This window comes from Mycobacterium sp., assembly GCF_035697385.1.
Lineage (GTDB): Bacteria > Actinomycetota > Actinomycetes > Mycobacteriales > Mycobacteriaceae > Mycobacterium.
In genome coordinates, this window is sequence record NZ_DASSCY010000275.1 from 1 (window position 1) to 24548 (window position 24548).

The window sequence follows — 24548 nt, forward strand, 5'->3', positions numbered from 1 at the left end:
CCATCCGGGCCTCCAACACATCGGCCATCGCCGACAGGCGGCGCGCGCAGGCGGCGTTTTCCACCCGCGCCCACGCACCCACCGCGCCAGCACCCCGGGTGGGTTCGGCGGCCGCCACCAACTGATCGAACATACTTTCGAACTTAATCGCATACACCGACCGAAACGACCCGGCCAAACCCAACCTGTGGATAAAAACGCGACTGTGGATAACTAGCGTGAGCCAAAGGGTTGCCGAATCCACCAACCGCACTGTTCGGTGGAGCGCAAAGACACGAAAGGACGCCCCGTGCCCCAGCCGCCACGAGACAACCTGCTGATCGTGCATTGGCACGACCTCGGACGTTATCTCGGCGCTTACGGCCACGCCGACGTCGCCAGCCCCCGCCTCGATCAGCTCGCCGCCGAAGGAATCCTGTTCACCCGCGCACACGCCACCGCGCCACTGTGCTCACCGTCGCGCGGCTCCCTGTTCACCGGCCGCTATCCACAGAGCAACGGCTTGGTCGGTCTGGCCCACCACGGCTGGGAGTACCGCTCGGACGTGCGCACACTTCCCCACCGTTTATCCGAATCAGGCTGGCACACAGCGCTATTCGGCATGCAGCACGAAACGTCGTATCCATCCAAACTCGGCTTCGACGAATTCGATGTCTCGAATTCCTACTGTGAGTACGTCGTCGAACACGCCACGCGCTGGCTGCAGGACCCGCCCAAGAAACCGTTCCTCCTCACGGCGGGCTTCTTCGAAACGCACCGTCCCTACCCGCGCGATCGCTACGAGCCCTCGGTTGCCGACGACGTCACCGTGCCCGACTACTTGCCTGATACCGACGACATCCGCCAGGACCTCGCCGAGTTCTACGGAGCGATCACCGTCGCCGACGCCGCGGTCGGTCAACTGCTCGACACCCTCACGGCCACCGGCCTCGACCGCACCACCTGGGTGGTATTCACGACCGACCACGGACCCGCGCTCCCCCGCGCCAAATCCACGCTCTACGACGCAGGCACCGGAATCGCGATGATCGTGCGGCCCCCGCTCGGCGCCGCGATACCACCCGCGGTCTACGACGAACTGTTCAGCGGCGTCGACCTGCTGCCCACCCTTCTCGACCTTCTCGGCATCGACATCCCCGCCGACGTGGATGGAATGTCACATGCGCGAAATCTGGTGAGCCCACTGAAAGACAACCGGCCGGTGCGCACCGAGGTGTACTCCGCCAAGACGTATCACGATTCGTTCGATCCGATTCGCGCCATTCGGACAAAGGATTTCAGTTACATCGAGAACTACGCGTCGCGGCCCATCCTCGATCTGCCATGGGATATCGCCGAAAGTGCGCCGGGGCGGACCATCGGGCCACTGGTGCTCGGACAACGTCCCGAGCGTGAACTGTACGACCTCCTCGAGGATCCCACGGAGTCGCATAACCTGCTCGGCCCCGAGGCGACGGACAAGGCGGAGGCCATCGCCAACGATCTCGCACTGCTCCTCGACGAGTGGCGCCAGAAGACCAACGACGTCATACCGTCCGAGTTCGCGGGCACCCGAATCGCCGAGCGCTACACCGAAACTTATCTACACATACACGGTCCGACGGTCACCAGCCGATCCGCGATCGCGGCGGAACGCGGCGTTGAAGAAGACCACAGTCCGGGGCAATAGTTTCGGTCACGGTGATCGCAATGACTCAGCGCGCCAGGCGATTTGGTAACCGCTAGGCTCACGTCATGTCAGTCCATCCGACGGCTTATCTGGTGCTCGCGTCTCAGCGAAGCGGCAGCACGCTGCTGGTCGAATCGCTGCGGGCGACCGGCGTCGCCGGCGAACCCGGCGAGTTCTTTCAGTACCTGCCGACCACCAGCCAGTCACCGCAACCGCGTGAGTGGTTCTCCGGCGTCGAGGACGAGTCGATCCTGCGCCTCCTCGACCCACTGGACGCCGGAACGCCCGACATCGCGCCCGCGGCGGTTTGGCGCGACTACGTCCGCACCCGCGGCCGCACCCCCAATGGCATCTGGGGCGGCAAGTTGATGTGGAACCAGACGCCGCTGCTGCTGGAGCGCGCCAAGGACCTGCCCGACCGCTCCGGCGACGGCCTGCGAGCCGCGCTCCGTGACGTCATCGGCTCCGACCCGGTGCTGGTGCACGTTTACCGGCCTGACGTGGTGTCCCAGGCGGTTTCGTTCTGGCGAGCGGTGCAGACCCGGGTCTGGCGCGGACGGCCCGACCCCGTGCGCGACGCCCGCGCCGAGTACCACGCCGGTGCGATCGCACACGTCATCACCATGCTGCGTGAGCAGGAAAAGAGTTGGCGCGCTTGGTTCGACGAGGAGAGCATCGAACCGATCGAAGTGTCATATCCATACCTGTGGCGCAATCTCACCGAGGTCGTGGCCACCGTTCTTGAAGCGCTCGGACTGGACCCTCGGCTGGCTCCTGAGCCCGCGTTGGAACGCCAGGCCGATCAGCGGTCCGACGAATGGGTGGACCGATACCGGGCGGAAGCCCAACAAAGGGGCCTTCCGACGTAGCCCGCGATCAATTCACCTGCGCGACAACGAATATTCGACGGAAGGGAAAGAACGTCCTGCCGTCCGACCGCCTCGGATAAGCGGCGTCAAGCAGCGGGATCAACTCCTGACAGAACTGTTCCCACTGCACGTCGGTCAGCCGACTCTTCACTGGTCTCAGTGCCGTTCCGGTGATCCAGTCCAGCACCGGATGCTCGCCCGTCAGCTCGTGAATGTAGGTGGTCTCCCACGCGTCGACTGTACAACCGGCATCGGAGAGTAGCTCCGCATAGCCAACCGGAGAGTCCACCTGTCTGTCACGGAAAGGGAAGTCCCGCAACGGTTCCGACCACTGACTGCGGCCGGCAAGTTCGCGCACTGCGCGATGCGACGGCGCGTCGAAGTTTCCCGGCACCTGCATGGCGATCCACGACCCGGCAGCCAGTTCACCGGCCCAGCGGACCAGCAGCTCTGGGTGCTCGGCTACCCAATGCAGGGTGGCGTTGCTCAACACGACGTCGGTATCGGGTTTCGGCGTCCACTCACGAACGTCTCCGACTTGCGCGTCGACGCCCCGCTCGCGTGCCGACTCAACCATCTCCGGCGAGCTGTCCCACGCCTCGACCGCGGCGTCGGGCCAACGCTGCCCCAAGGTCAGGGTGAGGTTGCCGGGGCCGCAGCCGAGGTCGACCACGCGACGCGGCTTCTCCGCGCCCACGCGCGAAAGCAGGTCAAAGAACGGGCGGCCGCGGTGATCGGCGAACGCCAGGTAGACGTCGGGATTCCACATGCCGCCAGTGTCTCACCCACGGCACTCACAGCGTGTTCGCAGCTGCGGCACAGCCTCCCGGCCGGCAAAGACCGGCACAGTAGGCGTCGTGACAGTCCTCCGCGAGCGGTGGGCCCTGGCCGCACTGCTCGCGGGGACCGCTGTGCTGTATCTGTGGAATCTGTCGGCAAGCGGGTACGGCAACGACTTCTACGCCGCGGCCGCGCAGGCCGGCTCCCAGAGTTGGTCCGCGTGGTTCTTCGGATCCCTCGACGCGCACAACTTCATCACCGTCGACAAGCCTCCCGCCGCACTCTGGGTCACGGGGCTGTCCGTGCGACTGTTCGGCATGAACAGCTGGGCGGTGCTGATGCCGCAGGCCCTCATGGGGGTGGCATCGGTCGCCCTGCTGTACTGCGCGGTGCGACGCGCGTTCTCCGATCCCGCTCACGGCGGCGCAGCTGGTCTGCTGGCAGGCATTGTGCTGGCGTGTACACCCGCGGCGGCACTGATGTTCCGCTTCAACAATCCCGACGCCCTGCTGGTGCTGTTGATGACGGCGGCGGCGTACTGCCTGATGCACGCGGCCTCATCGGGGTCATGGCGGTGGCTGACGCTGGTCGGTGTCGTCATCGGCGTCGCGTTCCTCACCAAGATGCTGCAGGCGTTTCTCGTGCTGCCCGGTTTTGCGCTCGCCTATCTGCTTTTCGCACCGATGGCGTTGTCCCGGCGGGTGTTTCACCTCCTTGGCGCGACGGCCGCGCTGATCGTCACCGCCGGCTGGTGGGTGTTGACAGTGCAATTGGTGCCGGCCCACGCGCGACCTTACATCGGCGGTTCGACCGACAACACCGTGCTGGATCTGACGTTGGGCTACAACGGGTTGAGCCGCATCTTCGGCCACCATCGCGAGCTCGCCGCCAGCTGGAGCGCCCACGGCCCCGGCCTGGCGGCCTTCGGCGGTCGTGCCGGTCTGCACCGGCTGTTCACCTCGGAGATGGGCAACGAGATCGCCTGGCTGCTTCTGGTGGCGTTGTTTGCGCTCGCGTTCGGCGTGTATCTGGCCGCACGCAGGCAGCTGAGCCGAGCCGAGCTGTGCGCCCTGACGGTCTGGGGTGGCTGGTTGATGGTGACCGGCCTGGTGCTCAGCTACATGGGCGGCGTCGTGCACCCGTATTACACCGTCGCGCTGGCTCCGGCCATCGCCGCGCTCGTCGGCATCGGCGGGGTGTGGGCGTGGGCCCGCCGAGAAGGTTGGGACGGTCGGTTCGCCTTGGGCGCGATGATCACGCTGGCGGCCGCGCCGTCGGCGGTCCTTTTGCACCGCAACAACTTCGATCTGACCTGGGCACTAGTAATCGTCGCAGTGGCGGTGACCGCCGCCATCGCAGCGCTTGTGTCCCGGCCGCAGATGATAAGTATCGCGGTAGTCGCCGGCACCCTGGCCGGACTGGCAGGCGCCACAACGTTTTCCATCGCAACCATCGCGAGCCCACACCACGGTTCGATCCCGGCCGCAGTCCGGCAGGCGAAGGCGACAGGCGGCTGGATGGACGACGAGACGACCAGTCCCGAACTCGCCGGTCTGCTCACCGCCACGCACACGCCGTGGTCGGCTGCGACGAACGGCTCGCAGTCAGCGGCCGCATTGGAAATCGCCTCGGGCACATCGGTGATGGCGATCGGCGGCTGGAGCGGTGACCCGGTACCCACTCTGCAGCAGTTCATCGACGACGTACACGCGGGCAAGGTCTCGTACTACGTCGAGGCCGGCCACAGCCCCAATGCAGACGCGGCTCGCGGCGAGGTCGTCCGCGGGCTCAACCACAGCGCATCGCACACTCGCGAGATCGCCGACTGGGTTGCCGCGCACTACCCAGCCACCACGATCGGCGGATCGACGGTTTACCGCTTGCGATGACCACAGCGGGTTACCATGCGGACGTGGACAGTTCGGACGCCGCCCCGGTGGATCCGCCCATCCCCGTGCCCGACGTTCCCGGTGCCGACGCCAGTGCCCGCGGGCTTCCCCGCCGCGTCGACCTCACCCTGCGTCAGCGGTTGATCGTCGACTCATCGGCGGTCGCCGATATCGCGCTGCGCACATCGATCGCATCGCTGCTCAGTGCCACGATGATGCCGACGCTGGTCAACGCGGCACTGCACCGATCGGAATCCCGCACCGAAAGCGATCACTTGCGCTTCTACGCAGAATTGGCTACGGCGCAGGATCCGGCGCTGTCATTCCCCGCACCGACGGATATGCCGCGTATCTCGTCACGCCCTGCCAACCCGGTCGCCGAATGGATCGCCAAAGGCCGCGTACACAACATCCGATTCAACAGCAGTTTCGAGGCGGTCAACCCGGCGCTGCGCGAGCAGTGCCGCGGGTACCTGCGCAACAACGTGGTGCGCGCGCAGCATTGGGTTCACGACGACGGACCGCACCCCACGCTGTGCGTGATTCACGGCTTCATGGGGTCGCCCTATCTGTTCAACGGGCTGTTCTTCTCGCTTCCGTGGTTCTTCCGCTCCGGCTACGACGTGCTGCTGTACACGCTGCCGTTCCACGGCCGTCGCGCTGAAAAGGGCTCGCCCTTCAGCGGTTACGGGTACTTCGCGCACGGCTTCGCCGGATTCGCCGAAGCGATGGCGCAGGCTGTGCACGACTTCCGTTCGATGATGGATTATCTCGAGTTCACCGGCGTGGATCGGATTGCGCTGACGGGCATGTCACTGGGCGGCTACACCGCAGCCCTGATCGCCTGCGTCGATGACCGAATCCAGGCCGTCATCCCGAACGTCCCTGTGGTGACACCGGACAGAACGGTCGACGAGTGGTTCCCCGCAAACCAAGTGGTTCGATTGCGCAGTCTGATCGCCGGAACGGATAGCGAACTCACCCGCGCCGCAACCATGTACCCCTCACCGCTGAATTACCCGCCGCTGATACCCAAGGATCGCCGGTTGATCATCACCGGGCTCGGCGATCGGCTGGCGCCGCCCGAGCAGGCCGAACTGCTGTGGGAGCACTGGGACCGCTGTGCGTTCCATTGGTTCCCTGGCAATCACATCCTCCACGTCAGCCAACCGGACTACCTGCGCAGAATGACTCGCTTCATGCGGGATTTCATGTTCACCTAGACCGGCGCTACCGCCGCGCGTCCGGCAGCCCACTGCAGTTGGTCCAGCAGGTCGTCCGGAAGCCGCACGGGTTTGGCGTCAAGCCGGTTGTCCGACAGCGGATTGAGCGCGTTGAGAGCGGGACGCTGCCGACCCCGCAGCAGCGTCAGACCCGGGATCGGGGCGCCGGCAGCGGGTTTGTCGTCAGTGCGGATCGCGCACACGACTGTGAGGCCGGGATCAGTTGCGGTTCCGCTGATCTCCAACGCCGTCCACTTCTCCGGCGATGGAAGCGCCCACAGCGCGGACAGCGTATCGGCGAACCGGCCGTCGACGGCCACCCGATATGCGGCGACGTAACCCGACTCGTCGCGCAGACCGCGCCAGGTCTCCTTGGCCGACGAATCCGTCGGCGGCACAGCGGTATCGACGGTCGATGCACTCCAACCGCTCTCACGGAGATGGTCGGCCAGGCGGCGAGCAGCGATTTCGGCGGTGTCGCGCAACGGAATCCGCGGCGAGCGTGCCCGCAGCGCCGCGAGGTTGTCTTCGGCACCGATCGTCATGCCGATCCACGTCGTGCGTGACCCGGCGGTATCCCGGCTGGTGATGCGTACCTTGTCGCAGCGGATCCCGTAGCGATCGAGATACCCGGCGACCAGCCGAAGCGGCAGCAGTACCGGCTCCGATGGGTCGACACGCATCAGCACGGTGGTGTACTCCGACGAATGGTGAAGGCCCTCAGTGTGGTTGCGTCGCCGCAACATCGCGATCCTGCGACCGATCATCGTCGTGAGGAACAAGCCGCGCCACCACGCGAAGAGCACGATCACCGCGACGACGGCGACACCGAGCACCCACCGGTCGGTCACCGAGGACCACGGATACGCTGTCGCCGCCGGGACGATGAACAGTAACGCCAATGCGATCCGGGCCGTCATGATGACGTGTCCTTTCGTCGGTGCGCGCTGACAGCGGCGGCGGTGGCCAGGACCGCTAATGCGAGCACGCCGGTGCCCACGAACGCGATAGTGCGCGGGGTGGAGTCTTCGGGGGTGGGCGTCGGCGGCGCGGCGACGGGCTTCGCCGTGGCGGCGTCAGCGTCGGGCGCCTCGGGAACGTCCCATGTGAGTGCGGCGACCGGGTCGACGGCGCCGGCCCCCACTAAATTCGAGGGTGAGCGCGCGGCGCCGTTCGCGGTGGCGGTGATGCGACGAACCACTTCATCGGCCCTCAGCTCGGGAAACTTGCTGCGCACCAACGCTGCAACTCCCGCTACGTAGGCAGACGAGTAGCTGCTGCCGCTGATCGGAAAGAGCTCTTGCTGGTCGTTGGGCTGGCTGTTGGCCAGTCCGCCGTCGGGTCCGTTGCTCACCGAGACGATGTTCTCCCCAGGGGCGGCGATGCCAACCCACGGACCGGGCATGGTGAAGGTCGACGGCCGTCCGGTGGGAGCGAGGGATCCGACGGACAGGACGTAGGGCTGCCACCACGATGGAATCGACACCGCGGAGACGCCGGCCCAGTTGCGCGGATCGTCGGGCCTTGCGGCGTCGGACAGCGGGTTGGATTCGCATGCCGAGCCGGTTGTCATTCCGCCCTGGATGTTGCCTGCGGCAGCGACGATCACCGCATCTTTGTCTACGGAGGCGTATCTGAGCGCAGCACCCAGCTCCGACTGATCGAGCGTTTTGTTGGCAGGCAGGCATGTGACAGCGGAGACATTGATGACGCGAGCACCCAGGTCGGCGGCGCGTACGATGGCCCGGGCCAGGCTCGTGACATCGACCGATGCCCGTGCCAGCGTGGGGTCCTCCCCCGGATTGCGCGGCGAGTACTTCGCCGAGGTCTGCCGAATGGAGATCAGTCGCGCGGCCGGCGCCACGCCGGAAAAGCCGTCGTTGCCTGGCTGACCGGCGATCAGGCCCGCGACGAGCGTGCCGTGTCCATCGCAGTCGGTGAGACCGTCGGTTGATTCGACGAAATCGCCACCTCCTTCGACGTTCGGCAACCGCGGTCCCGGCTTCACGCCCGTGTCGATGACAGCCACAGTCTGGCCTTCGCCGCGGCTGTGCTGCCACGCTTCGGAAAGGTTGAGGGACAGCTGGTTTGGATCGACGGCACCGAAATCGCTGTTCGGCAGCGCAGCGGTGGCAACGCAGTCGCCGCGTTGCGCCATCGGCTGTGGCGGGCCGGGCGTACCGGATGGCGGCACGGCCCGCGAATCGACCTCGGGCGGAGTGACCGCACCCGCCGGTGGGCTGAGCAGCACCACCGCCAAAGCCGCTGCCGCAGCAGCGATTCCGCGTCGCATCACCTGTTGAGAACCCAGGCGAACAGGCCGACGAGGTAGGCCATGACCGGGATCAGCGACGCGTCGACACCGGCCGCAACGAAACCGACCAGCCGCCGCATCGGCAGCGAATAGCTCTCCGGCGCGGCGATGCCAGGATTCAGCGCGACGATTGCCCACACCAACACCAGCGCCGCCAGCACGCTCAACGCCAGCCACGCCTCGTTGTATCGGCCGGTGACAGCGAAAGTCACCAACAGCGCGATCGTCACGAGATAGGAATGGGCCAGCAGCCACGCCTTGCACGACGACGAGTCCCACACTCGTGCCCGCAGCGTCGCACCGACAGCGGCAGCCACAACCACATACCAGGCCCACGGCGACGCCCCGGCCGGTCCGACCAGCGCAAGCGAACCGATCACCGCGAGAAGCACGCCGCCTGCGATGAACCCGGTCTGATGTGCGTCGCTGATGCGCACTCGACGGGGCAGATCCTCGAGCACCCGCAACGGCTGCGCTGACGGTGTCGGATCGCCGGGCGCGGGGATCACCGGCAGCGGGAAACGCGCAAAGGCCGCGGACAGCTGCGCCGCCTGCACCGTCACCAGAAGCGCCACCAGAATCAGCCCGCAGCTGAGGCTGGCGAGCGGCAGTTCCCAGATTGCGGACGCCCCGGCGGCCAGAAGAACTCCGAACGCCGTGACGGCGGTGGCGGTGAACACCGCGATCGCGCGCTCACTGATGGTGATGCTGATGATCGACCACGCAGCCACACCTGCCGCGCCGAGAAGCACTTTCGGTGCTACCGAATCACCGGGTACCGCAAGCGCGAACGCTGCCGCCACGGGGACCAGGGCGGTAACGGCGAGCGCCGTGGCCAATTGCGGAAACCGGATGCGGGTCAGCAATGCGCCCAAGACAGTAGCTGCGGCGAGGCCGCTGACCGTGTACAGGCCGAGCACCTCACCGGTGGCTACCCGGTGCACGACCGCCAATGCTGCGGCGACGAGGACAAGGACGATCACGGCAACACCCGCAGCGCGGCGGATATGGTCGATTCCCCAGGGCTTTTCACGCGCCGCGGAGAAGATCACCGCAGCGTCGGCGATGTCCTCGACGATGCGCGGCGCAGGCGGTCCCACCGGCACAGGTTGTAGTGCGAGCAGGTCACCGTCGACCACACCAACGGTGTCCAGCGTGGCGTCGAGGCTGAACGGCGCTCCACCGATCGGCGCCAGGCTCAACGGCTCGGGTGCGTCGGCCGTTTCATCGGCAGGCAGCACGAGACGTTGCACCGCAGGCAAGATCTCCCGCAGTGGCAACTCCGCGGGGAGTGCCATCTCGGTCAACCGACCGCCGTCGTCGGCGGCCGCCAGCACAGCCACTCGGACGATGGACATTACAGCGTTGTCGGGCATCGGTTTTCCGTTCTTTCGAAGTCTCGGGTTAGGGAAAGTTCAGGGAACCACGGGCCGTCGGGCAGGGCTGCGGTGAGCCGTTCGACAGCCGCGGCAATCGCCAAGGGTGTGGCGGGCGTGAACGACGACACCCATTCGCCGTCGAAGGCCTTTGAAGGGGACACCAGGACGCGGCCCTGTGGGGTGTCGACGATGCTCACGCCGACGTCGGTGCTGACGCGGTGGCCGTCGCGGTGCTGTCCGGCAACAATCTCGACATAGGTGCGCCGCTGATCGAACGCCGCTTCCACCACCGGCCGCGCCGATGAGGGAATCCCCAAGTACTCCAGCACGTCTCGCAGCGGGGCACCGTTGCGGATTTGCTCATCGGCGCGCGCGCCGACGCGAGCCGGCAGCGAGAACTCCTCGAACCGCGCCGGCGGGTGCTGTGTCAGCCCGGCGGTCAGCACGGGCACGAGCGCATGGGGATGATCGATGTCCATTTCGGTGAAGGTGACGAGTTCGGCGGTGCGCAGCGCAACCACGGTGCGGCCGCCACCGCGCGCGACGATGCCGCGCAGCATCCGGCCGCCTCCGGCTACGAAGCGCAGATCGAGCCATTGGGCGGCGCGGCAGACCAGCCGGATCCATTGGGCGACAGCAGGATCCACCGTCCCGTCCGCATCCACGACGCCGATCTCGCCAAGCGCGTCGGTCTGGGCCGCCTCGAACGCAGGCCGTTGCGACGCCTCGCTATAGGGCGGCGTGATGGCCAACACCCACGGCAAGCTGCCTGCGCCGAGGGTATCGGCGAGGAACCACGCCGCGTCGGCGGTCAGCTCGACGGCGTTGGCGCGCACCCTAGCCCCATTTAGCGCCTTCGGCCATATCCCGGGCGCTCATCGACATGGTGTTGGTCTCGTGGGTGCTGGCCATCGCGCGGTAGGCACGGACAAGCTCCTCGAGGCTGGTGTTCCACTGTGCCTGCCATGCCTGGTAGGTCATGCCGGTGTCGCCCTGCCAAGCGCCCGACAGGGCCGCCTGCTCGCTCGCGACATCCGCGCCGACGGCGTGCAGAGCGCCTGCGTAGCTTGCCATTTCACCGGAGTGCGCGAGCATCGCCGGGTAGTTGTACATGATCTGGGACATCTTGCGGCTTCCCTTCGTAGGTTTCGGATCAGATGGCGGTGTAGGTGCTGGCTGCAGCGGCGTCCTCGGCCACGTAGCTGCCCGCGGCGTCACCGATGTTGGCCTGAGCGATGTCGAGCAGGCTGTTGACCTTCGCGGAAACCTCGATGAACCGGGCGTGCGCGGCCTGGAATGCCGCAGAGGATTCGCCCATGTGGAAGGCCTGCGAGGATTGCGCTGCCTGTTCGGCCTGCGCGATGGTGCTGCGCATGAGCGCGGCCTTGGCGCCGAAGGCCGCTTCGGAAGCGACCAGCTGCGGGATGTGAGCGTCGAGCATGCTCATGGTTTTTCTTCCCTTCTATCGGTGGTGTCGGTGGTGTCGGGGTCCCATGTGCCGGGCAGCATCGGGGTCGTCGGGCCGCCGCCGAAGGAATCCCCCGGCAGTGTGGTCAAACCGGTCGCCTCGGCATTGCCTTTGGCGGCCGTGCCGGAAAAGCCCATCGGCCCGGCACCTTTGGTGGACGCGGACACGCGTGGCTCTTCGGCGGGCGCTGGTCCTGCGTCGAGGTCGTCGTCCATGTCCATGTACTCGTCGCCGTAGTCCCTCGCAATGGCCCCGCGGCGGCGGCGGGCACGTCGTCTCTCCCTGGCCGACGCGGCGGCCGCAGCGGCTGCGACCGCGGGTATGTCGGCGGCGGGTGCTTTGGCGGCTGTGCTGTCACGCAGTGTCGGCGTGAATCCTTCGCCGGGGTCGCCGCCGTGGACGGCGTAGGGCACCGCCGACGCGGCCGCGGGGGCCGCAGGGGCGGCTGGCGCCGCGGATCCGGGCGCTGCGGAAGTGGCAGGAGCAGCACCGGGGGCCGGCACGGTCGGGGCGATTCCGGCGAGGGGCAATGCCGGTTGATCTGCCCGGCTCGCTGTCGCCGGCGACGCGGGGACCTCCGCGGCCACAGGGACTTCCGCAGGCGGGTTGAGCTGGGCCTTGATCTGCTCAGCTAGCCCGCCCAGGATTCCGAGCGTGATCGCGAGCAGCGGTTGCAGGAGCAGTTGGGGATAGGTGAGCGAGGCACCGACCCACGAGAAGGCCTGGTAGGCAACGGCGAACAGGAACGGCCCCCAGGTGACCAACGCCTGCGACGGGTTGGTGAGGAAGTCGGTGATCAACTGCACGCTGTTGCCCAGCGGATCGGACAGGAAGTTGATGATCGGTTCGAAGAGTTGGTTCGTGTAGTCGAGGTAGTACTGCAGCAGCTGTTGGATCAAGTCCGAAATGTTCAGGGCCGAACCGGCATCCGCGGCCTGCGCCTGCGCGCCCATCTGGCCGACGTCGGCTGCGGCTCGGCTGGCCTCGCCAACGCCTGGCGTCAACACGAACGGCGCGGGCTGTGTCGTCGGCGTCGCCGCCAGCGTCGCACCCGACACCGCCTGATAGGTGCTCATCGCGGTGGCGGCCTGAATCCACATCCGGACGTAGTCGGCCTCGTTGAGCGCGATCGGGATGGTGTTGATGCCCAGGAAGTTGGTCGCCAACAGCACCCCATGCATGGTGTGGTTGAGCGCCAGCTCCGGCAGCGTCGGCATGGTGGCAAGCGCAGTGGTGTAGGCAGCGGCGGCGGTCTCGTGCTGCACCGCGGCTGCTGCGCTGTTGGCGCTAGCCTGGGCCAGCCACGCCAGATAGGGCGTGTGCGCGGCGACGTACTGCTCGGAGCTCGGCCCCTCCCATGCGCCGCCCTGCACCGCGCTGAGCACGCCGGTGAGTTCTGCGGCGGCCGAAGCATATTCGGTGCTCAACGACTGCCACGCCCCCGCGGCGGCCAGCAGCGACCCGGGGCCCGGGCCGCTGGACAGCAGCGCCGAATGCACCTCGGGTGGCAGGGCCATCCAGATGGGGGCGGTCATGGGTCAGCCGCGCGCGATCAGATACGACGAAGCGGCAAGGGCATCGCCGCTGGCGTAACTGGCGCCGGAATCGGCGACACCGACTCCGGAACGACCCAGTTCCTCGATGCCCTGTGCGGCCATCGCCTGGTGTTGGGTGCCGTGGGCGCTGAAACCCGTCGCGGTTTGCAGAGATACCGCGTCGGCAGCGGGCGGAATCACGGCGGTGACCGCCGGAGCGGCCGCGGCGTGCGCGGCGGCCATCCGCGCGGTCAGTCCTTCGACGGCGGCACTGGCAGCCGTCAGGCCCTCGGGGACTACTCGCAGCGTCATCAGCTGTACTCCTCTCCTGCGTTGTTCTGGTGCGTAACCGATGCGGCGACAAGCGGATTGACCAGCTGGACGAACGTCGGCGTGTCGCGGTCGTCGAGCATCATGGCGCGACCAGCAGGCAACCGGCTGAACCGGTGACCGCGGATCTTGCCGCTGTCTTGCGGGTTGCCCGACAGCATGATCGTGGTGGCCTGCAGTTCGTTGAGGCGTCGCAGCAGCGGCGCGGTCATCACCGCGTGCGCCGAGCCCGCGGCGCGTGCCGTCACAATCACCCGCAGGCCCAGATCGGCTGCCTGCGACAGCAACCCGATCAGACTCGTCCACGGCCGCTGCCCAACGTAGGGGCCGCTCAATGCCGGGCTGTCCGGAATCTGGTCGACGTCGTCGATGACCAGGTAGTGCGTGTGGCCAGCAGATTGAGCACTGGAGGTCCATCCTTTCAACTCTTGGGCGCTGAGTCCTCCTGGTGGACATCGCTTTTCGATCAGGGCCGACAGGCCGAGCATGGCGGGCAGAATGCGGTCGATGTTCGGCGTGTATTCGTTGTCGGCGAACAGTGGCTCGTCGACCAGCTGCAGCCGCCGATCGATCACCGTGAACGCCACCTGGTCGGGCCGGGAGTTCTCGCGAATGGTCCGGATGAGGTGGCGCAGCAGGGTGGTCTTGCCGGTCTTCGCGTCTCCGAACACCATCAGCAGCGGGTTGTCCGCGAAATCGACCGCGACGGGCGCCAGGTCTTCTTCGCGCTGCCCGATCACGACCCGGTCCGGCACCGGGTACAGCGGCACCAGTTCGTCGGGTGCCAGGTCGGTGGGCAGCAGCCGCACAGGCGGTGCGGACTGACCCGGGTACTGCGCGTTGATGGCGGGGATGCTGTCGAGCGCAGGCTTGGCGATCAGGAAATGCTCGGCGGCCATCGTCAGGCCGCGACCGGGTTGGTCGGCGGGAACGCTGTCGGCCGGACGGCGTAGCGCCCCGACGACCCGGACGTTGCTGTCCTGAGAGTCGTGCAGCTTGAGCTCCAGTCGCAGCCCGAGCCCGTCACGCATCGTCAGCGGCACCTCGATCCAGTTCGGCGTGGTGATCACCACATGGATGCCGTACGCCATGCCGCTGTTGACTAGTTCGGTCACCTTGGCCAGCAGCGGGTTTCGGGTGTTGAAGGCGTCGGAGTTGTCCCGGCTGAACGCGTAGAGGTTGTCGATCACCAGGAACACCTCGCCGTAGCCATCCTGGAAGGCACCGTCGCGTTGCGAGGCGCCGCGCGCTTGGCGGGATCGAAGGAGCTGCTCCAGCTCGCCGAAGGTGCGGCGGATGCGCTCGGGTTCCAGCGGGGAGGCCACACTGCCGACGTGCGCCAGGTTCTCGAGGCCGCGCAGCTGGCCACCGCCGTAGTCGAGGCAGTAGAACGTCACGTCGCGCGGTGAATGCAGCGCCGCCGCGGACAGCATGAACGTCTGCAGTGCAGTTGATTTGCCCGACTTGGGGCCGCCGTGGATCACCACGTTGGCGGCCGCTGACGTCGCGTCGAAGACCAGCGGGTCGCGCCGCATCTCGAAGGGCTTGTCGATCTCACCGAGCGGCCAACGCCACTGCCGTGCGAGCAGCGCCGACCGATGCAGCAACTCGTCGAGCGGAATGGGCTCCTCCAGCGGGGGAAGCCACAGTTGCGGAGCGTGCGGCCCGTACTGAGCCAACTGGTCGCCGATCGTCGACACGAGTTTCCGCGGCGGCCGCACGTCGACCTCCACACCGTTGTTGACGATCACGGTGTCCGGCTCGGGTTCCACCCTGCCTGCGGTGAACAGCTGCGGCTGGGGAACCGCGTGCACGACAAGGGCTTTGTTCGCGCGCGGCGGCTCGTAGATGCCGTCAACATAGGTGCTGCGGAACTTGATCGGCACCGCACCCGGCGCAGGTACCAGAAAGCCGACGCCTTTGTGTTCACGGCCAGATTCGATGTGGTAGGCGTCCTCGACGCCGATGATCTGACGTGAGATGGCAGGGCTGGCCACCTTCAACCCGATGCGGTACGACGTGTTCTTGTCGATGTCTTTGATCTTGCCGACGTCCAGCGTCTGCGAGGCGAACAAGATGTGGATCCGGAACGAGCGGCCCTTGCGCGCAACGTAATCGAACAGCTCGGCGTACTCGGGGTGATCGGCCAGCATTAGAGTGAATTCGTCGGCGACAACGAACAGCGTCGGCATCGGCGGAAGGTCGTGTCCGGCCGCGATGGCGTTCTCGTACTCGGTCACCGAGTTGAACGCGCTGCCCTGGACCCGGCGGCCGGTCTCCTTGAGCAGCTGTTCGCGGCGGGCCACTTCACCGCGCAGTGTGTCGGCGAACCGGTCGGCCAGCGAGCGCTTCTCGGCCATGTTCGAGATGACCGCAACCACCTGCGGGAAGTTCCTGAAGATGTCGGCGCCGGCCTCACCCTTGAAGTCGGCGTAGATCACGATCAGCCGGTCGGCAGAATGAGTGGTCAGCAGCGACAACAGGATTGCCATCAAGGTCTGGGACTTGCCCGAGCCCGTCATGCCGATCATCAGGCCGTGCGGCCCCATTCCACCCTCGGCCTCGTCCTTGAGGTCGAAGTACAGCGGCTCGCCGGTCGCGGTGACGCCGATCGGCACTCGCAGTTCGTCGTCGCGGCTGCGCGGCGCCCACAGGCTCGCCACGTCCAGGGCGGAGGCATCGGAAATGCCGAGCAAGGTGTTGAACGTCGCGCCGCCCGTTGTCGTCGACCTCGCCTGGCTCGGGTTCGGGTCCCACCGCGCCAGCCGACGCGCGATGTGACGGGCCTCCGCGGCCGACAACTCGTCGGCGGCGTCGATGTACGGTTGCCAGCCACCGCCCTGCCAGCGCTCGATCTTGCCGTCGACTACCCGCAGGATCGGGCGTTCCGGATCCGAATACTGTTCGCGGTTAGGCCGTTTCGTCGATCGATGGATGACGGTGACGCTTTCCAGCCCCCGGCCACGGATCAGCGTGTCTGGGTCGACGTCGGGATCGTCGACGATGATCAGCAGATGCCTGATCTCCCCAGAGCTTTCACCCGAGAACGGCTCTCGGTCGGCCAGCACTGGGTCCAGCATTGACCGCAGTTCGGCCGCCTGTGTGGTCAGATAGCGAGCGGGGCCGACACCGTCGGCCTGGTTGGGGACGTCGACGTGCGGCAGCCATTTCAGCCAGGACCAGTCGTCGCTTTCCAGATCCGGTGCGGTCAGCGCGATTCCGAGCACGGTCGGGTCGTGCCACGTGACGGCCTGACTGATCCACGCGCGCAGCGCACCGCGGACTTCGTCGGCCTCACCAAGCACGGTTATCCGCGACAGCTTCGTCACGTCGATGCCGGTCGGCGCGTCGTGGATGGTGCGTTGAGTGTCGAGCAGACCCCGCAGGGTGGTGTGTGAGACGGGCTCGAGATCGATTTCGTCGGCGGTGTCCTTGACCCGCAGCGCGGTGTTCAGTGCCGCGTCGTGCAGGCCCGCTCGCAGCACCAGGAAGTCGGCGTCGCGAGGGTCACGTTCCCATTGCCGTCGGGTGCCGGGAATGGTGGTGAGCGCCTCCGGCGCAGGATGCGACCAGGTAAGGGCGGCAAGCTGTTCGGTGGCGTGGGCACGAACGTTGTCGCGCACCACGGATAGGTAACGCAGATAGTCGGCGCGTTCGGCGTCGACTTCCTCGGTACGCATCTTGTTGCCATTGCCGCGATACAGCGCGGTGGCCGCGAGCAGCAGCACGAACGGGAAGAACAACGTCGTCGGCGAGATCAGCCGCATGCCGGTTGCCACCAGCGCGACGATCATTCCGACGATCAGAATCACGATCAGGTAAGGCAGCACCCGGCGCAGCAGCGACGGCGGCACCAGCCGCGGCAGTTCCGGTGGGGGTTCGATGGTGATCGTGCCCCGTCGGGTGGCCGGTGGCGGCACCCGACGGTGGTGTTCGAAGATCAACCTGCTCATTGGGTGGGCCTCGTATCGGGTGGCAGGGCGTCGTGCGCGAGCATTGCGTCGGCGCGCGACAGCGTGGGACCGGCGGCGAACTGAGCCAGGACCGACCACGGAATCGGCAGTGGCGGCCCGGTGAGACCCAACGCGGCGGTGGTCTTGTCGTCGGCTTCGGTGTCGATGCCGTAGCGGACGCCGGTGTCGCTCAGCCAGAACTGTGACCCACCACTGTCGAGGTAGTAACCGCGGCCGGGCGAGAGTGCCACGCGGTTGGCCACTCCCCCGGATCCCGAGGTGACAAGGCCCACGGTGCGCAGCCCTTCGGCTAGCGGAAGCGCGGCACCTGAGAGCAGGGTCATCGAATTCGTCGTTGCGTCTTCGGGTTTCGCCCAGCGCGCGCATGTGACGGGGTCGTCGCCGGCGTCGATGAGCGTGACCGGCTCGGACGGATAGGCGCTGGTGTCGATGTCCTGCGCTACGGGTAGGCGCGCCACATCGTCGACACCGAGGCGCGGAGACTGGTCAAGGCCATAGGAATTGGTGTTGCGCAGGATCGCGGCCAGCACCGGCGGGACCGGCTGCAGGCCGTCGGTGAGCACCGCGTAGTAGCGGATCGTGTTGTCGGCCTCGTAGGAGGCGACCACCGAGCCGACAGGGGCTGACAGTTCCAGCGGAAACCGTGGCGGCCCGCCTGCGCCGGGGATAGCGGGCGCGGTCAGCGCGGGCCCTTCGGGAATGGCGTTGAACAGTCCTGCGGCGATGGGGCGCGGTGCGGGAATGTCGACGCCGAGGCCGAGCGCGTCGGTTACGGCACGGTTGTTGAGATCGATCGAGCTGCGTCGGCCATCCCATAGCAGCCAGGTCCCAGGGTGGGTGCCATCGGGATTCGCAACGAGGACAGCGTGGTTGGCCGGCAACGCGGTCGCGCGTTCGCCGCCCTCGGTGGGTGTTCCCGCGATGACGGTCACACCGGCAGCAGACCCGGAGACCGCGTCGCACACGGTCCAGTCGGCATCACGAGAGGTGTTCTGCACCATGCGTTCCGGCGCTCCGGGGATGCCGATCAGGTTGCCACGCGGGAACCGATCGATCTCGCTGGTCTTGACGGTGCTGGGGTTGTCGGGCCGCCCGGCGATCAGTCGCGCCGAGGTCAGGTTCAGTACCGGGTGCAGCTGGTCTCCGACCTTGACGTAGAGCGCGGCCGTATCCCGATCCGCCAGCACCGCATCATTGCCTGCCACGCCGCCAGGCCGGATCAGCGAGAAGATGAAACAGCCGGCGAGGCCGGTTATCAGGATCAGCCCACCGACCAACACAGCGCGGGTCTGCGTGCGCAGCGGGTCGACCAGCATCCGGGTGTCGTGCAATGCGACCCCGGATGCGATGCGGCGCATGACGAATCGCCAGCCTGACACCTGATGCCGCGTAACGAAGCCGCGGCGATAGCCCACCCGCTCCGGGTTCTCGTTGACCGGCGTCCGGGAGGTGAACGTGCGCCGGTCGTCCTCAGGGGCCGTCATGCGGGCACCGACAGACCAAGGCCACGCAGAAGCGGGGCGGCCGAATTGCGGACATCGACACCGGTGATCGTCATCAGTTCGTCGTCGGTGAAGTCCTCAGCGTCGGAATGGTCGAGCCGGTATTCGCGCTCTTCCTCGGAGCGCTCGACGAGGTTACGGACGAACCGGCCGTTGCCTGCGATGTCCAAGCTGCGCCGCGGAACCCCGGCCGCATCCGGCATTGTCGATTCGGCCAAGTGAGCGAACAACCTTTCCATGTCGGCGAGGGCAGCCTGCTCGAAGAAGCTGTCGCGCTTCTCAGCCATCCGCACCGCGATCTCGACGAGTTCCGGCGGAGAGTACGACGGGAAGTCGATGCTGCGGGTGAAGCGTGACCGCAGACCCTCGTTGGTATCCAGGAAGTGGTCCAGATCTTTGCGATACCCGGCGACGATGACCACGAGTCGATCGCGATCGTTCTCCATCCGGGCCAGCAGCGTGTCGATCGCCACCAGGCCGAAGTCGTTCTTGGCTCCGGTGGACACCAGCGCGTAGGCCTCGTCGAGGAACAGCACGCCATCGAGAGCGCTGTCGATGATGGCGTTGGTCTTGGCTTCGGTTTCGCCGATGTGCTGTCCGATCAGGTCGGCACGGTGGACTTCCCGAACGGTCTCCTTCTTCAGCAACCCGAGTCCGCAGTAGATCTTGGCGACGACGCGGGCGATCGTCGTCTTACCGGTGCCGGGAGGGCCCGCGAAGACCAGGTGGTTGGTGCGCTGGGCCACCGTCAGGCCGCGTTCCTGACGTCGAATTGACATCGCGACAGAGCTTTTCAGCCTCGCGACCTGGTACTTGACTTCTTCGAGGCCGATGAATTCGGCCAGTTCCGCCTCGGCCTCGATCAGCAGGTGGGCCTTGCGTTCCTTGGCTCCGGGATCGACGAAGTCGAACTCGCTGGGTTCGGTGTTCGGGTCCCACGGGTTTGTGCGGGCGTCGATCCGGGCCGCGGTGGTTGTCACCAGCCCGAACGTGGAGTCCGACAGCGCCTCTTCGACCTGTGCGTTTTCCGGGTTGGCCGCGTACAGGTCCTGCAGTATGTCGCTTGCGTCCTCATCCTCGCCCTGCGCGCGCAGGCAGAGGGCCTTGGCGAACGCGCCGTCGACGGCGGCCACCGCCACCGGGCCGGATGGTTCCTCCAGATAGGACAACGCGGGAGCGAACATGCCGAGCCTTGCCAGCGAGATGCCCAACGTGACGCGGGCGGCGTGTGCGAACGTCTCGTCCAGCGACGGCTCGTTGACCACCGGTGTGAGCAGCCGCACCGCGTCCGACCACCGTTGCGTCCGGTAGTAGAGGGCCACCCGCAGCCAACGGGCCTGCAGCCAGCCGGGTCGGCGGTCGATCAGCTCACCGACCAGCCGATCAGCGCCCGCGTGGTCGGCGGCCTCGGAAAGACTTGCCGCATAGGCCAATCGGAAGTCGTCGGGATCGGTGGCCCGGAACTGCAGATATAGCCCAGTGTCGTAACTGAATCCCAGCGCCCCGGACGCCAGCTCGACCTGCCGCTGCAGCACGCCCGCGGTGCCCGAGGTCCGCCAGACCGACTCGACGACCCGCGGCGACACGTCGCCTGCCGCGGCCAGACCCGTCCATGCGTCGCACTGATCGTGGGCGACGTGGGTCAGTGCTTCGAATCCTGAGCGCGCGGCGTCGAGATCGGCGGGCCGCTGGCGTTCGTGGACGGACAGCCCCAATGCCCGACAACACGTGGCGAACCGGCTGACCACGTCGCGGTCGACCCGTGGCGCGCCCATGTTCGAAGCCGCGAGCGTGTCAGAACCCACCGCGGCGTCTCCTTATGTATGGCTTAGCTAACTTTCGCTGAAGTTAGCATTGCATAAGCTAACTGTCGAGACGCACAGTCTTGGTCTAGTGGGTGAGCCCGGTCACCTCTTGATGGCGCTGACCAGGCTGATGGTGCTGGTCATCGAGCCGGCTTCGGAATCCGGGGCGGGTACAGGGCGGCCAACTGAGCGCAGATAATCCGGCAGCATCGTCGCCTCAGCACGCCACCCGCGATTGCCGAACCAGTGCGCGGCGGGCTCGTGCTGCTCGTTGTAGACGAGGTTGAAGAATTGGTCGTCGTTGCCCGCAGCACGCTCCTCTTCGCGTTTGGCCTCGAATGCCTCCCCGGGTATGGGTACCGCTTCTTCGACGGCGGCATGGCTGCCGGGGGCCGCGAGCGCGTCGATGCCGGTGAACAACTGCTGTTGGGCGGTCGCGGGCAGGTAGATGAGCAATCCCTCGGCAATCCACGCCGACGGCGCGGCCGGGTCGAACCCGTTGTCCCGCAACGCCTGCGGCCAGTCGTTACGGAGGTCGACGGCGATCTCACGGCGTTCGGCGGTTGGCACAGCGCCGCGCCTGCCGAGCACGTCGCGCTTGAACTCCAGCACCTGCGGCTGGTCCAACTCGTATATGACGGTGCCGTCTGGCCAGGGCAGTCGGTATCCGCGCGAGTCAAGGCCCGCGGCCAGCAGGACAATCTGGCGAACGCCGTCGGTGGCCGCGGCACGGAAGTATGCGTCGAAGTACTTGGTGCGAGCTCCCTGGAAGTTCACGAAGTGTTCGCCGAATTCGGTTCTCAATGCGTGTTCGGGGGCGTTGCCGTCGAGGAGGTCTGCCCACTCCCCTCCGACCGCCCGGCAGAAGACCTCGGCGTAGGGATCGACCGCCGAAGGGTCGGGTTTCTGCGCCTCCAAGGCCCTCGCCGCGGCGACGAACAACGCGGTTGAGCCGACGCTCGTCTTGATGTCCCAGGTGTCATTGTCTGTACGCACCCTGCCGGTTATACGCCGACAAACCGACATTCGGCTGGGTGCGCTGGGTGCGCCACAATCGCCAACATGCGCCTTGGTTGCTCGTGGTTGGGATGGGCGACTGCACCCACCGCGAGCCTGTAGTTACCGAGGCCTCCACTCGCACAACCTCTCGATAACTACAGGCTCGCGTTCCCTAGCCCCGCAACCTGACAGAGTGCCACCAAAACTGACTCCGCCACGGTCACTTTTCAGGTCGAAGTCGCTACGAATCCGCGCTGGACGTTGGATGCGGGACGGCTTCTTGCCAGCCGCCTCGCGCGCCGCATTCCCCACGTGGTCGCGATCGACATCGACCGGCCGGTCTTGGGGCGGGCCAAACAGCGATTCCCCAGCGCCCAAGTGGTTTGGAAGCACGCTGACATCCTCGAGGACGATCTCGGCAGCTTCGACGCCGTCATCTCCAACGCCACCCTGCGTCGCGTTCGCCCGCCCGGGTCGGTCGCGCGCCCGAACGTTAGACGAGTGGCCGTCCGGTCCGGATCCGCCAGTCGAGGTCCTTCAGCAGCACGTTGAACGGGAACTGGCGAACGAATCGCGGCATCAGGTGGTTGACCACCCGCAGCACGCCCATCAGCCTGTCGAAGCGGCGCTGTTTCTTGGCGTTCCAGTCCAGCCGCATCTCGTCGCGGAACCGTTGGGGCAGAAAGCCTGCCGTGATCAGCAGTGAGAAGTTGTCGGACCATCGTTGCAGCGGCCCCGGCAGTTTGACGCCGCGCACCCGGGCGGCGGCGATCGGATACAGGTAATCACGGACGGTGTCGTCGATGTGGACCTTGTCCAGTGATTCCTGCCAGTACCTGTCGAACGCGGCGCGGTCCTTGGGCCACATATCCTCTGGCACTTGCAAAGTCGTGCCGAGCGCCCTCCCCTCGCGGTAGTGGCGCTCGGCGGTCTCATCGTCCATCTCGCCGATGAACAGCCGGTATACGTCGACCGCACCCTTGTAGAGGCAGGCTCCGACCCACAGCTGCAGATCGCGGTCGAAGGCGTTGTACTTGACCGGGCTTTCCTCTGTCGAATACACCTGCGCGTGCGCACGGTTGACCGCCCTGCGGAACGCGTCCTTCTGTTCGTCGCTGCCCTGTGTGGCCACGGCGAGATACGTGAACGTGGTGCGGGCGCGCTTGATCGGATGGAGGTCGACCCGGCCGCTGTCGACGCGGCTCTCCAGCACGCCGTAACCGACGCCCGGCCGTGCCAGCTGCATGATCACGTTGGCGGGCCCGGCCAGCAGTGCGACGCCCATCAGGCCGTCGTCGATGCCCGCGGCACGCCGCGATGACGCCGCCCGAAGCTCACTGACCGTCATTGGCTAAACCCCTATCGGCAAATGTGAGAACGTGTGTTTCCTGATATTGCTACCTAGTGCCTGCGATGTCAAGATGGACACCGTGGCCCAAGTGCGTCCGTACCGCGGAATCGAAGCGGCCGAGCGGCTCGCGCAGCGCCGCGGCCAGCTGTTGGGTGCGGGGCTGGATCTTCTGGGCAGCCCTGCGGATGGCGGGGCCGAGCTGACGGTCCGCGCAATCTGCAGGCAGGCCGGGCTGGGCGTCCGATACTTCTACGAAAGCTTCACCGACAAGGACGATTTCGTCGGCGCGGTGTTCGACTGGGTGATCGCCGACATCGCCGCCACCACGCAGGCTGCCGTGACCTCGGCACCGCCGCAGGAGCAGAGCCGGGCGGGTATGGCCAATATCGTGGCGACCATCGCCGGTGATGCGCGGGTGGGCCGGCTGCTGTTCAGCACGCAGCTGTCAAACCAGGTGATCGTGCGCAAACGCGCGGAATCCACCGCGCTGTTCGCATCGCTGTTGTTCCAGCATGCGGGCGCCTTGGGAGCCAAGGAAAACGACCGCGTCAAGGCTGCATCGCATTTTGTGGTCGGCGGCGTCGGCCAGATGATCAGCGCGTGGCTCTCTGGTGACGTAGCGCTCGGTCCCGATCAGGTAGTCGATCAGTTGGCGTCGATCCTCGACGGGCTCACCGACCCAAGGCTCTACAGGGATTAGTGACTGGCCGTCGCCGGCCTACGGCGGTCGGCTGCGGTCTTCGGCGATGCCTGCGCGTCGTTCTCCGTGAATTCCTTGGTCCAGCAAGCGAACTCGAGTGTGATTCCGTCGGGATCGTGAAAATAGAAGGACCGCACGTAAACGCCTGGATGGACGGTCGCCGAGACCTGCGCCTCGCTCTCGTCGTGGTTGAGCACGGGCCCGACCCGCACACCCTTGTCCTTGAGCCGTTGCCGGTATTCGTCGAACTTCTCGGCAGGCACGTGGAACGCCAGATGGTTCATCGTGCTGACCGCGCTGGTGATGTCACCGATGCCCGGAATCGCCTCCGGGGACGAGATACCGGGAACTCGGTCGGGTGCGTCGGCGAACCAGAAGAACGCGACACAGTCGCCATTGCCTGCGTCGAAAAAGAAGTGCTGGCCCATGCCGCCCGGCAGATCCAGCGACTTGATCAGCGGCATCCCAAGGACATTGCTGTAGAAGTCGACGGTTTTCTCCATGTCCGAGCAGACCAGCGCCACATGGTTGATGCCGCCGAGCTCGAACTCGGAATTCGGATTGTTTGGCTTGATCACGTGAAAGCTCCCAAACATTTGGAACCTGTAGCCAAGAACGCAAACTGAACCTAACATCAGATTCAGTTTCGATCAATGGCCGCAAGGGGGACGCAGAGGGCCGGTGACCGTCAGTCCGCGTGAGCAATTGCCGACCCTGCGCGGCCGGCAGACCCAGGCCGCGATCGACGCGGCGGCCAGGGC

21 protein-coding genes and 1 pseudogene are annotated in these 24548 nt (G+C 66.5%); 7 read left to right on the plus strand and 15 right to left on the minus strand.

Annotation, left to right across the window (positions count from 1 at the left end):
* Positions 1-289 precede the first annotated feature (289 nt).
* Both VFH65_RS23275 and stf0 read left to right on the plus strand, forming a co-directional pair.
* Positions 290-1669, plus strand: coding sequence for a sulfatase family protein (locus VFH65_RS23275; RefSeq protein WP_353324623.1), 1380 nt, complete (start codon positions 290-292; stop codon positions 1667-1669).
* 65 nt (positions 1670-1734) lie between these two features.
* Positions 1735-2538, plus strand: a complete 804-nt coding sequence (stf0, locus tag VFH65_RS23280) for a trehalose 2-sulfotransferase (protein WP_353324625.1) — start codon at positions 1735-1737, stop codon at positions 2536-2538.
* Between the two features lie 7 nt (positions 2539-2545).
* Here stf0 and VFH65_RS23285 read toward each other — a convergent pair whose 3' ends face one another.
* The gene (locus VFH65_RS23285) at positions 2546-3307 is read right to left on the minus strand and encodes a trans-aconitate 2-methyltransferase (protein WP_353324627.1); all 762 of its coding nucleotides are present in this window, start codon (positions 3305-3307) and stop codon (positions 2546-2548) included.
* Between VFH65_RS23285 and VFH65_RS23290 the strand changes: the two genes are divergently transcribed.
* Together VFH65_RS23290 and VFH65_RS23295 are read left to right on the plus strand one after the other, a co-directional pair.
* On the plus strand, positions 3306-5207 hold the full coding sequence (locus VFH65_RS23290) for an ArnT family glycosyltransferase (protein WP_414688493.1): 1902 nt from the start codon (positions 3306-3308) through the stop codon (positions 5205-5207). The two genes, VFH65_RS23285 and VFH65_RS23290, sit on opposite strands and share 2 nt — an antisense overlap.
* Positions 5204-6430: an alpha/beta hydrolase family protein gene (locus VFH65_RS23295; RefSeq protein WP_353324631.1), complete on the plus strand. Its 1227-nt coding sequence runs from the start codon at positions 5204-5206 to the stop codon at positions 6428-6430. The genes VFH65_RS23290 and VFH65_RS23295 overlap by 4 nt, the downstream gene beginning before the upstream one ends.
* Here VFH65_RS23295 and eccE read toward each other — a convergent pair.
* From eccE to VFH65_RS23355, 12 genes are all read right to left on the minus strand, one after another.
* The gene (gene eccE, locus VFH65_RS23300) at positions 6427-7350 is read right to left on the minus strand and encodes a type VII secretion protein EccE (RefSeq protein ID WP_353324633.1); all 924 of its coding nucleotides are present in this window, start codon (positions 7348-7350) and stop codon (positions 6427-6429) included. The genes VFH65_RS23295 and eccE overlap by 4 nt on opposite strands.
* Entirely contained in the window at positions 7347-8723 is a 1377-nt protein-coding gene (mycP, locus tag VFH65_RS23305) for a type VII secretion-associated serine protease mycosin (protein ID WP_353324634.1), read from the minus strand. Before mycP ends, eccE begins: the two co-directional genes overlap by 4 nt.
* Positions 8723-10120, minus strand: a complete 1398-nt coding sequence (eccD, locus tag VFH65_RS23310) for a type VII secretion integral membrane protein EccD (RefSeq protein WP_353324636.1) — start codon at positions 10118-10120, stop codon at positions 8723-8725. Before eccD ends, mycP begins: the two co-directional genes overlap by 1 nt.
* Positions 10102-10959, minus strand: coding sequence for an ESX secretion-associated protein EspG (locus VFH65_RS23315; protein WP_353324637.1), 858 nt, complete (start codon positions 10957-10959; stop codon positions 10102-10104). Before VFH65_RS23315 ends, eccD begins: the two co-directional genes overlap by 19 nt.
* Before the next feature lies 1 nt (position 10960).
* Positions 10961-11248, minus strand: a complete 288-nt coding sequence (locus VFH65_RS23320; RefSeq protein WP_353324639.1) for a WXG100 family type VII secretion target — start codon at positions 11246-11248, stop codon at positions 10961-10963.
* Positions 11249-11276: 28 nt separating this feature from the next.
* Positions 11277-11570 (minus strand): type VII secretion system protein EsxG, encoded by a 294-nt coding sequence (gene esxG / locus VFH65_RS23325; protein ID WP_353324641.1) that lies wholly within the window; start codon positions 11568-11570, stop codon positions 11277-11279.
* Positions 11567-13126 (minus strand): PPE family protein, encoded by a 1560-nt coding sequence (locus VFH65_RS23330; RefSeq protein ID WP_353324642.1) that lies wholly within the window; start codon positions 13124-13126, stop codon positions 11567-11569. The genes esxG and VFH65_RS23330 overlap by 4 nt, the downstream gene beginning before the upstream one ends.
* Before the next feature lie 3 nt (positions 13127-13129).
* On the minus strand, positions 13130-13438 hold the full coding sequence (locus VFH65_RS23335; protein WP_353324644.1) for a PE family protein: 309 nt from the start codon (positions 13436-13438) through the stop codon (positions 13130-13132).
* Positions 13438-17409: a type VII secretion protein EccCa gene (gene eccCa / locus VFH65_RS23340; protein WP_353324645.1), complete on the minus strand. Its 3972-nt coding sequence runs from the start codon at positions 17407-17409 to the stop codon at positions 13438-13440. The genes VFH65_RS23335 and eccCa overlap by 1 nt, the downstream gene beginning before the upstream one ends.
* The gene (eccB, locus tag VFH65_RS23345; RefSeq protein ID WP_353324647.1) at positions 17406-18914 is read right to left on the minus strand and encodes a type VII secretion protein EccB; all 1509 of its coding nucleotides are present in this window, start codon (positions 18912-18914) and stop codon (positions 17406-17408) included. The genes eccCa and eccB overlap by 4 nt, the downstream gene beginning before the upstream one ends.
* The gene (eccA, locus tag VFH65_RS23350) at positions 18911-20707 is read right to left on the minus strand and encodes a type VII secretion AAA-ATPase EccA (protein WP_353324658.1); all 1797 of its coding nucleotides are present in this window, start codon (positions 20705-20707) and stop codon (positions 18911-18913) included. Before eccA ends, eccB begins: the two co-directional genes overlap by 4 nt.
* A 132-nt stretch (positions 20708-20839) precedes the next feature.
* Positions 20840-21733, minus strand: coding sequence for a class I SAM-dependent methyltransferase (locus VFH65_RS23355; RefSeq protein WP_353324649.1), 894 nt, complete (start codon positions 21731-21733; stop codon positions 20840-20842).
* A 264-nt stretch (positions 21734-21997) separates the two neighbouring features.
* On the opposite strand from VFH65_RS23355, the gene VFH65_RS23360 reads away from it, so the two are divergent.
* A complete protein-coding gene (locus tag VFH65_RS23360) occupies positions 21998-22288 on the plus strand; it encodes a class I SAM-dependent methyltransferase (protein ID WP_414688494.1) in 291 nt (96 codons plus the stop codon).
* On the opposite strand, the gene VFH65_RS23365 is transcribed toward VFH65_RS23360, so the two are convergent.
* Complete coding sequence (locus VFH65_RS23365) at positions 22230-23084, minus strand: oxygenase MpaB family protein (RefSeq protein WP_353324652.1); 855 nt, start codon at positions 23082-23084, stop codon at positions 22230-22232. The genes VFH65_RS23360 and VFH65_RS23365 overlap by 59 nt on opposite strands.
* A 73-nt stretch (positions 23085-23157) precedes the next feature.
* Between VFH65_RS23365 and VFH65_RS23370 the strand changes: the two genes are divergently transcribed.
* Entirely contained in the window at positions 23158-23787 is a 630-nt protein-coding gene (locus tag VFH65_RS23370) for a TetR/AcrR family transcriptional regulator (protein WP_353324654.1), read from the plus strand.
* Here VFH65_RS23370 and VFH65_RS23375 read toward each other — a convergent pair.
* Positions 23784-24365, minus strand: a complete 582-nt coding sequence (locus tag VFH65_RS23375) for a VOC family protein (protein WP_353324656.1) — start codon at positions 24363-24365, stop codon at positions 23784-23786. The two genes, VFH65_RS23370 and VFH65_RS23375, sit on opposite strands and share 4 nt — an antisense overlap.
* 103 nt (positions 24366-24468) lie before the next feature.
* Here VFH65_RS23375 and VFH65_RS23380 point away from each other — a divergent pair.
* Positions 24469-24548 (plus strand): annotated as a pseudogene (locus VFH65_RS23380) (TetR/AcrR family transcriptional regulator); the annotation flags it as partial.

Excerpts from the sequence above, each read along its gene's own strand:
- stf0 (WP_353324625.1), top strand. The coding sequence starts at position 1,735 with ATGTCAGTCCATCCGACGGCTTATCTGGTGCTCGCGTCTCAGCGAAGC.
- VFH65_RS23290 (WP_414688493.1), top strand. The coding sequence starts at position 3,306 with ATGCCGCCAGTGTCTCACCCACGGCACTCACAGCGTGTTCGCAGCTGC.
- VFH65_RS23285 (WP_353324627.1), bottom strand. The coding sequence starts at position 3,307 with ATGTGGAATCCCGACGTCTACCTGGCGTTCGCCGATCACCGCGGCCGC.
- VFH65_RS23295 (WP_353324631.1), top strand. The coding sequence starts at position 5,204 with ATGACCACAGCGGGTTACCATGCGGACGTGGACAGTTCGGACGCCGCC.
- eccE (WP_353324633.1), bottom strand. The coding sequence starts at position 7,350 with ATGACGGCCCGGATCGCATTGGCGTTACTGTTCATCGTCCCGGCGGCG.
- mycP (WP_353324634.1), bottom strand. The coding sequence starts at position 8,723 with ATGCGACGCGGAATCGCTGCTGCGGCAGCGGCTTTGGCGGTGGTGCTG.
- eccD (WP_353324636.1), bottom strand. The coding sequence starts at position 10,120 with ATGCCCGACAACGCTGTAATGTCCATCGTCCGAGTGGCTGTGCTGGCG.
- VFH65_RS23320 (WP_353324639.1), bottom strand. The coding sequence starts at position 11,248 with ATGTCCCAGATCATGTACAACTACCCGGCGATGCTCGCGCACTCCGGT.
- esxG (WP_353324641.1), bottom strand. The coding sequence starts at position 11,570 with ATGAGCATGCTCGACGCTCACATCCCGCAGCTGGTCGCTTCCGAAGCG.
- VFH65_RS23330 (WP_353324642.1), bottom strand. The coding sequence starts at position 13,126 with ATGACCGCCCCCATCTGGATGGCCCTGCCACCCGAGGTGCATTCGGCG.
- VFH65_RS23335 (WP_353324644.1), bottom strand. The coding sequence starts at position 13,438 with ATGACGCTGCGAGTAGTCCCCGAGGGCCTGACGGCTGCCAGTGCCGCC.
- eccCa (WP_353324645.1), bottom strand. The coding sequence starts at position 17,409 with ATGAGCAGGTTGATCTTCGAACACCACCGTCGGGTGCCGCCACCGGCC.
- eccB (WP_353324647.1), bottom strand. The coding sequence starts at position 18,914 with ATGACGGCCCCTGAGGACGACCGGCGCACGTTCACCTCCCGGACGCCG.
- eccA (WP_353324658.1), bottom strand. The coding sequence starts at position 20,707 with ATGGGCGCGCCACGGGTCGACCGCGACGTGGTCAGCCGGTTCGCCACG.
- VFH65_RS23365 (WP_353324652.1), bottom strand. The coding sequence starts at position 23,084 with ATGACGGTCAGTGAGCTTCGGGCGGCGTCATCGCGGCGTGCCGCGGGC.
- VFH65_RS23370 (WP_353324654.1), top strand. The coding sequence starts at position 23,158 with ATGGACACCGTGGCCCAAGTGCGTCCGTACCGCGGAATCGAAGCGGCC.